The sequence below is a fragment of the Undibacterium sp. GW821-FHT07F11 genome (assembly GCF_059418665.1).
Map to the genome: position 1 here is coordinate 1 of NZ_JBWKQH010000025.1, position 4,562 is coordinate 4,562.

The window sequence follows — 4,562 nt, forward strand, 5'->3', positions numbered from 1 at the left end:
CGCATCCTTCGGCTTCGACCCATACAACTATAACAACCGTGGCCAGTTCATCTACGTCAACTTTCAAAAGAAACTCTAACTATGACTCCCTCCAAAATTTTACGTAAGAATGGTTACTTGGTGGCTCTCCTATTAAACGTTGCCTCATGCTTTCCGTCCGTCAGTGCAGCCACGATTCAGGGCAGTGATCTCCTTCGTCCATTTACTGTCAAAGACTCTATCGAAAGGTCGACAATCGAAGGCTTTGGCGAACATACGCTCACTCGATCGCCTAATGGACGCCAATTCGCGTTCATCACATCAAAAGGAGACCTCTCGACGGGAATGGTTCATTCAACAATCTGGATCGTGAGCCAAGACAATTCGGGGAAATTCGCAGCATCGGCATCAGTCGAACGTGCCAGCAGTTCCAATGAAGCGCCGGTCTCGTCGCTACGGTGGGTGGATGACGGTAGCGCTCTCGCCTTCCTTTCGCCAGACAACCGCGGTTATCGTCAGGTATTTCGTTATGACATTCGCTCACGGAAAAGCGTGCAGATCACTCATGTGGAAGCCGATGTAAATACGTTTGACGTGAAAGGTGAAGCTTGTGTGTTCTTCGCGACGGCGAAAGGCAGTCCTTTATATCCCACGCCTGGTGGTTATCTGAAAGATGAATCGCTCTTAAAACTGATCCTGCCTGATGACAACAATTTAGGCAAAAAAAGTGCTGCCTACATACAACATGGTCAAACGGAAGCTCGACGAATCACCGAACCAACCGTAAATTTATTACGCACACAGACGCAATTCGCTATCGCGCCTGTCGGTGAAAAGGCTGTCGCGATATTGCCTGCATCCGCCCCGGATCCTAGTTTTGTGGCCGCATGGAATTCGGTAACCGGTGCGCCAAAGCTCATCAACAACATTCCTAACATGGCCTTGCAGCTAAACCTAATAGATCTAGCGAGTGGCGCCGTGAGTCCATTACTTTCCGCGCCGACCGCTAGCGCCATGGGAAACTATGCAAGCAACCACTTCCTTTGGTCTCCTGACGGGTCAAAAGTTATCGTGACGAACACGCTCCTTGGACCAAAGGACATCTCCACATACCAAAGTTTGACCGCGATGCCCCAGACCGTCGAAATTGAGGTTGGCAGTTCCCGGGCGGTGCAAGTGCTGCAAACTCATGACTTACAACAACCCGGTGAGCGCGTTAGAGAAGTGTTGTGGAAGAACCCGAATGAACTAGTCGTGACAAGCGCAACTGGTGCAGGTGGCGCAGAAGGCTTAGCCAATGTGACGGTTAAAGGACATCGCTGGAGGTCGACCTATAATCGAATTGGCAAAAAATGGTCTCGCACAACTCGGGTAGAGATACCATTGACATCTCGCCTTACCATTGGAAATGTTGAGTTCTTTGTCGAAGAGGACGCTAACACCCCGCCGCGAGTCGTGGGGCAGGAAGTGGAAACAGCTTCAAGAAAATTCGTTTTCGATCTCAATCCGCAATTGCAGCAATTAAAGCTTTTACCTATTCGGGCTGTAAGCTGGACCGACAGAGAAGGCCATAGCTGGTCAGGCGGTCTGATCATTCCTCCAGACTCAGGTCAGGATAAGGATCGTTTGCCACTTGTGATCGAGTTGAAGTTCTTTGATCCCTCTCGATTTTCGCCTGATGGACCTTATACGACAGCATTTGCCAGTCAGGCGTTAGCCGCAAAGGGAATCGCGGTGCTTGAACTAAATGCCTTTGATGCGCCTACGATGGGAACAGCGATGGAAGGTCCGACGCAAATGCGTGGAGTTGAATCAGCAATCGACTTTCTAGTAGCCCAACATAATGTGGATCCTGATCGCGTAGGCCTAATTGGCTTCAGCCGCACATGTTATCACGTGAGCTATACACTCACTCATTCGACTCGTCGTTTCGCTGCAGCTACAATCGCGGACGGGCTTAGCGGTGGATATATTCAGTATCATGCCTATTCGCTCAATCATTCCCCAGGCAACGGGGTAAAGCCACTTTACGATGGCTTCAACAGCGGGCCACCGTGGGGAGAAAACCTAAAAAATTGGCTCAAGAGCAGTCCAGATATGAATGCAGGAAAGATATCTGCACCACTGCGAATTGAAATGCTTGGCAAGTCCTCCGTGTTGCAAGAATGGGAGATGTATTCTTCTCTGAAGCTACAGAACAAACCCGTTGACGTACTATATTTACCTGATGCCACCCACGTTCTAGTTAAGCCACGGGAACGTTACTTGTCTCAACAAGGGAATGTAAATTGGTTCACCTTCTGGCTCAAGGGTGATTCGATGGAAGATCGGGAAAACGAGAAAGACTTCAATCGCTGGAAGGCATTGAGGAACTGATGACAACTGGTCTTTTGTTTCGATGCTAAAATTTTGATGAGAGCTGGAATATCCCATGCAACAGCAGTATGACTACGAACAGGAGCAGGAGCGCTTAAACCGCCGTTGGCGACCTGCTCTCATGTCGTTCTTTCGGCGCCGTGTAGGTGACCATAGTGAAGCAGAAGACCTGACTCAAGAGGTATTTGTACGGATGCTGCGAACTGAGTCGGAAGGTGCTCCTGATCATTATATTTTCCAAGTTGCCCAGAATTTATTGATTGATCGTGCGCGTCGATCTCAGATTCGCCAGCAGTATCGGGAATCGGCGGGTGTATGCGAAATTGGCGACATTGATCCGCTTGATCCACTGCGGATTGCGCTTGGCCGCGAAGAACTTGCTCGCTTCTCGGCCGCACTAGGCGAGTTACCCGAGCGAACTCGTACAATGTTCACACTTTACCGAATTGATCAGATGAGTCAGGACGTCATCGGCGAGGCGTTTGGAATTTCCAAGAGCGCTGTAAAGAAGCAGATCGCGCATGCGATGGCGCTCATCATGGCACGAATGCGAGAAGAGCAATGAGTCTTATTGATAAAAAAATGATGCGCGACCGCGACATGGAAGCAGCGACCTGGAGCATGATGCTTGCCGAGGGACAGCTAGATGTGGGAGAACAACGTGAATTCGATGCTTGGTGTACTAATCCCGCAAATTTGAAGGCACTCGAAGAAGCGCTTCGCGTATGGCGCGCAGCGGATCAAGCGGCAGAAATGCCTGAAGTAGTTCGTGTGCGCGCTATTGCTCTCGAAAGCTTCCGTCGCGCCAATGGAAACCGTTGGATGCAGACGAACTCGCACCGGTGGGCGTGGCTTGGTGGCATCGCTGCGACCCTCGTTATAACTATTGCCGGCTATACGATGTTGCAAGCCCCGACAACTGTTTTCGTAACCGGTATTGGAGAGCGGCGCGTCGCAATGCTAGAAGATGGGTCGCGCCTGTCGCTAGATGCAGGAACCGAAGTTGATGTCCAGTTCCAAAATGACCGACGAAAGCTAACTCTGGTTCGCGGTCGAGCAAAATTCGATGTCGCCCACAATCCTTTGCGTCCTTTTTCTGTACGAGTGGGCGATAAGGAAGTAGTGGCTATTGGCACTTCATTTAGCGTCGAGCTACTTCAATCACAAGCTCACGTATTGCTATATGAGGGGCGCGTTGCTGTGCTGGATGCGAAGAAAGAAAAGCCCGTACTACAGAAGCAACGTGATCGCGTTACCGTATCAAATGCGGATGCGTCACTCATTCCAGGGCGAGAGCTCGTGGTTGCAGTGAACTCTCCGTCGGCAACGGCAATCATTGAACCAGTCAATACTTCGCGAAGCCTATCATGGGAAAGCGGCCAATTAAGTTTCGAAGATGAGGTGTTGTCCAGCGCAGTCGAGCGAGTGAACCGATATTCGAAGCGTAAGGTCGTAATTTCCGATCCCAGCATCGCGCACATGCATGTGAACGGCATAGTCAATGTTGGCGATGTCGACGCATTCGTTGAAGCCGTGACGGCCTTCAATCCCGTGCGAGCCATATCGAGTCCGAACGAAATCAAATTAGTTCGTTAAGAAGCAATGCGACCAAGGCTTAGGAAAAGCTGGTGCCAATGGATTTTGGTCGATTGAACAGATACCCAACTATTCTGTAATCAAAATATTTTGTGATTTTGCTGTCCCCTCTTTAATCTGGCGCGTCTTAACGTGTACTGGCATCACTAGCCAGATTACAATGAGGAGACAATATGAAACACAGGAAAGAAAACTGCAGGAAATTACTGCCGAGTAGCGTGGCCATGGCAGTACTCATAATGTTCGCTCAATCCGTGCCAGCCTATGCGCAGGCACAGACTTTTACACTCGACATACCATCTCAGGATCTCGGTTCTGCTCTTGTAGCGCTCGCTCGCGCTACCCAACAGCAAATCACTTTCGACAATAATTCTGTCAAAGGCAAACGTTCATCAGCACTTAAGGGTCAGTATACGTTGCAGCAGGCGTTAGATGTACTACTAGCAGGAAATGGGCTTCACGTAGAGAGCGGTCAATCGGGGCTGCTGATCGTTCGCACAGCTACGAGTATGGTAGACACTGGTAGCAATGTGGTTGACAACGTTATTGTAACGGGTTCACGCATCGCCCGTTCATCAAAGTCGATCCCAGGTTCGGTCACCATCTTTGAT

The 4,562-nt window shown here is 50.0% G+C and carries 4 protein-coding genes; all 4 read left to right on the top strand.

Translation table 11 applies throughout. The annotated features are described in order from the left end of the window. Positions 1-81: 81 nt before the first annotated feature. On the top strand, positions 82-2,355 hold the full coding sequence (locus AC07OI_RS29730; protein ID WP_495259657.1) for an alpha/beta hydrolase family protein: 2,274 nt from the start codon (positions 82-84) through the stop codon (positions 2,353-2,355). A 55-nt stretch (positions 2,356-2,410) separates the two neighbouring features. Further along, positions 2,411-2,920, top strand: a complete 510-nt coding sequence (locus tag AC07OI_RS29735) for an RNA polymerase sigma factor (protein ID WP_495259658.1) — start codon at positions 2,411-2,413, stop codon at positions 2,918-2,920. Then, positions 2,917-3,951 (top strand): FecR family protein, encoded by a 1,035-nt coding sequence (locus AC07OI_RS29740; RefSeq protein WP_495259659.1) that lies wholly within the window; start codon positions 2,917-2,919, stop codon positions 3,949-3,951. Before AC07OI_RS29735 ends, AC07OI_RS29740 begins: the two co-directional genes overlap by 4 nt. 173 nt (positions 3,952-4,124) lie before the next feature. After that, positions 4,125-4,562, top strand: a 438-nt coding sequence (locus AC07OI_RS29745) for an STN domain-containing protein (RefSeq protein WP_495259660.1), incomplete at its 3' end; no start/stop codon positions are given.

Coding starts and splice junctions, on each gene's coding strand:
- AC07OI_RS29730 (WP_495259657.1), top strand. CDS start 82: ATGACTCCCTCCAAAATTTTACGTAAGAATGGTTACTTGGTGGCTCTC.
- AC07OI_RS29735 (WP_495259658.1), top strand. CDS start 2,411: ATGCAACAGCAGTATGACTACGAACAGGAGCAGGAGCGCTTAAACCGC.
- AC07OI_RS29740 (WP_495259659.1), top strand. CDS start 2,917: ATGAGTCTTATTGATAAAAAAATGATGCGCGACCGCGACATGGAAGCA.